The organism is Aquibacillus sediminis (assembly GCF_005870085.1).
GTDB classification, from domain to species: Bacteria; Bacillota; Bacilli; order Bacillales; family Amphibacillaceae; genus Aquibacillus_E; species Aquibacillus_E sediminis.
Genome location: NZ_SZNM01000056.1, coordinates 1 through 3,085, shown reverse-complemented (window position 1 = coordinate 3,085; position 3,085 = coordinate 1). Strand labels below are relative to the sequence as shown.

Here is a 3,085-nt window from a genome sequence, read left to right as displayed (position 1 = left end):
TAGTTGAAAATGTTATTTTACTCATGTTGTCCTCTTTTCCCCATATCTTGAAACTTAAGTATATAAAAAAATACCTGTAGTTTAAACACTCTTTTTCAAGTGTCCTAACTACAGGTACCATTTTAGTAGCCTGTCATCTTTTTTTATTTTATCCGTAATCGTACAGCATCTTTACTAGTCAGCCTTTTACGTTGTGGTGGCTCGTCTATATCTGAAGAGCAATTGGGGCACTTAGTGGCTTGGGAGGGAATCGGCAATCGACAAAATGGACATTCTTTCTTTGTCATAGCATCCGCAGGGTGTTGGTCTGGCTTTTTCCATTTATTCATTTGTCGAACAACAATGAAAATAACAAATAAAACAATCACAAAACGAATAAAGGATGTTAAAAATAAACCGTAATTAATAGTCGCAGCACCTGCTTCTTGTGCCTCTGCCAATGATGTATAATGACCACCGCCAAGTGGGATAAATAAATTAGAAAAGTTCATCTTAGCTAACAGTACACCAAAAGGGGGAAGAAGCACATCCTTAACTAGGGAATCGACTAGACCACTAAATGCAGCACCTAGAACAATCCCAATCCCCATATCAGCTACGTTCCCTCGTAACACAAATTGTCGAAACTCTTTTAATATGTTGATGTAATCCCCCCTATTTTTTATTATAATTGGTACATACTATGCGTAAGCATAACAAGCTATGTTTTAGTTTTGATCGTTTTTAGTGAGGTGTTACAAATGAAAAAAGATGTTGATGATTACTTACAAGAAGGGATATACGGAGCAAAAGAAACGAATCCTGCTGAAAGAAAAGCATTTTTAGGTACCTTAAGGGAAAGAGTCGTTTTAGCTCTTACTAAGGGGCAGGTAATGAAACATAAAGGAGTTCAACAACTCGACCAAGCTATGAAAGAAAATCCTGATTCAAAGTTATTATTAAACGGAAATGTAAGTTTTCGCTATTTCAAGAAATATAAACAAGTTGCTTCCGACAACCAAATAAACTACAAAACTGTCAACAATAAAAGTGCAGAGTCAGATTATGGTATTGTGTTAACCTATGACCATGCGATCGATAAAGAAAATATTTTCTTACAGGAAGAAAATAAGGAACAGCCTACAAAACAAAAAGAAGAAAAATCTCTGCTCCAATCACTTTTTGGTATCTTTAAATAGGATGTAGTACCAATAAATTTGATTAAGGCTAAAAAAAGACATTCGCATGTTTACATACCGCGAATGTCTTTTTTATTACGCTCTTCTTGTAAGGTTTGTTGCTTTTTTATGTCGTAGTTGATAGAAACTCCGACGTAGACACAAGACGATAACTCAAGAAACGTGCACATCTAGTTTAAAAATTGATTCTAATGTACACGAAAACTTAGTAAACGTGTCCATTAGGAAAGGAAATCACCTTAAATATAGACGAAAACTCAAGAAACGTGCACATCTAGCTTCCATTTTCGGTGAATATGAGTAATAATTTTTGAGTTACGTCGGAGTTTATGGTTATTGTGACAAAACTACAATCTTTTAAAAACAGTCTTTTAATTTAATAAGCAATTATGAAATTGTTTCATATTGCGATTGATTTATAACAGTAACAAGGCGATTCATACCTTCTTTGATTAACTCTGGATTTGCATTTGTAAAATTTAAACGCATTGTATTTTGTTTCGCATTAGAAACATAAAATGGTGATCCAGGAACAAATGCAACTCCATGTTCTACAGCTGTGTCTAGCAGGTCAGTCGTATTAACATACTCAGGCATCTCCACCCAGAAAAACATGCCACCTTTTGGCGTCACAAATGATATAGGATCCCCTTCTACTTGCTGTAGTTGATTCTTCATCACTAGCATCCGTTCATGGTACGTTTCTATCAATGAATGAATATGACCATCAAAATCAAAATCATCAATTAAATGAACTAAAGCATGCTGACTAATCGAATTCGTATGCAAATCTGTTGCTTGTTTTGCTTGTGCCATCAATCGAATAATTTGATGTGGACCGACAATCCAACCAATCCGCATTGCTGGAACAACCGTTTTAGAAAATGTACTTGTGTAAAGGACAAACTTGTTATCATCCATCGAAGCAATTGGTGGTGGTGAAGCCTCTTTATCAAACTGAATATCCCCATATGGATCATCTTCAAAAATGACAACATGATATTTTTTAGCCAATTCCAATAATTTTTTTCTCCGCTCTAATGACCACACTTTTCCACCTGGATTAGAATAAGTTGGAACCACATAAATACATTTCGGCTTTAAACGGTTTATTTTATCTTCTAAGTCCTCCTCAATCATTCCCTCATCATCTGAATCAACGGCCACAATATTTGTTTCATAGGATTCAAATACTTGAAGTGCAGCTAAATAAGTCGGGTTCTCTGTTAGAATGACATCTCCTGGATTAAACATGATCCGCGCAAATAAGTCAATTGCTTGTTGGGAGCCCGATGTCACAAGAATATCTTCAGGATTTCGATTGATCCCTTTCTGCATCATCCTCGATGATAGTCTTGCTCTTAGTTCAAAGACTCCTTCCGTTTCTCCATACTGTAGTGTTTTATTTCCGGCAGTCATTGCCTTATCAAAAGCTTGACGAACAGCATCAACAGGAAATAAATTTTCATCGGGTAGCCCCCCAGCAAACGAAATTACATCTCCCCTGTTAACTACTTTTAATATATCCCTAACTGCCGATGATTTCATATATTTTACACGTTTCGAAAATCCGTACTTCATTATGTCCCCGCCTTTTGTATAATTTAAATATTCTGATATTTTTATATTTAATCATTATAACACGATTTTTCGCTTTTACAAGATTTAGATGTTTATTGAAATTTCTGTACAATATACTGTGCTTATGAACAAGAGAACAACAAAGCATAGTAAATATAGTTAAACGCTCTTTTGCATAAATTTTTATTCTTTATTGCGCAGTAGCTATATACTGCGCAGTAAATTTCAATTTCCTATATATATGACGAGTGATAATAGGCCGCTGCGGAAAACACTACGCTTTCCATGGGTGGCTGATGAGCCTCCTCGTTCGTCCCTCACTGCGG

The 3,085-nt window shown here is 35.6% G+C and carries 3 protein-coding genes; 1 reads left to right on the top strand and 2 read right to left on the bottom strand.

Annotated features, from left to right (window positions below; translation table 11 throughout):
• Positions 1–143 precede the first annotated feature (143 nt).
• Positions 144–638, bottom strand: a complete 495-nt coding sequence (mscL, locus tag FCI53_RS21035; protein ID WP_138420930.1) for a large conductance mechanosensitive channel protein MscL — start codon at positions 636–638, stop codon at positions 144–146.
• Between the two features lie 102 nt (positions 639–740).
• Here mscL and FCI53_RS21030 point away from each other — a divergent pair, with 102 nt between their 5' ends.
• Positions 741–1,178 carry a YueI family protein gene (locus FCI53_RS21030; protein WP_138420929.1) on the top strand — a complete coding sequence of 146 codons (438 nt, stop codon included), beginning with the start codon at positions 741–743 and terminating at the stop codon, positions 1,176–1,178.
• A gap of 387 nt (positions 1,179–1,565) precedes the next feature.
• On the opposite strand, the gene FCI53_RS21025 is transcribed toward FCI53_RS21030, so the two are convergent.
• Positions 1,566–2,759 carry an aminotransferase-like domain-containing protein gene (locus FCI53_RS21025; RefSeq protein ID WP_138420928.1) on the bottom strand — a complete coding sequence of 398 codons (1,194 nt, stop codon included), beginning with the start codon at positions 2,757–2,759 and terminating at the stop codon, positions 1,566–1,568.
• Between the last annotated feature and the right edge of the window lie 326 nt (positions 2,760–3,085).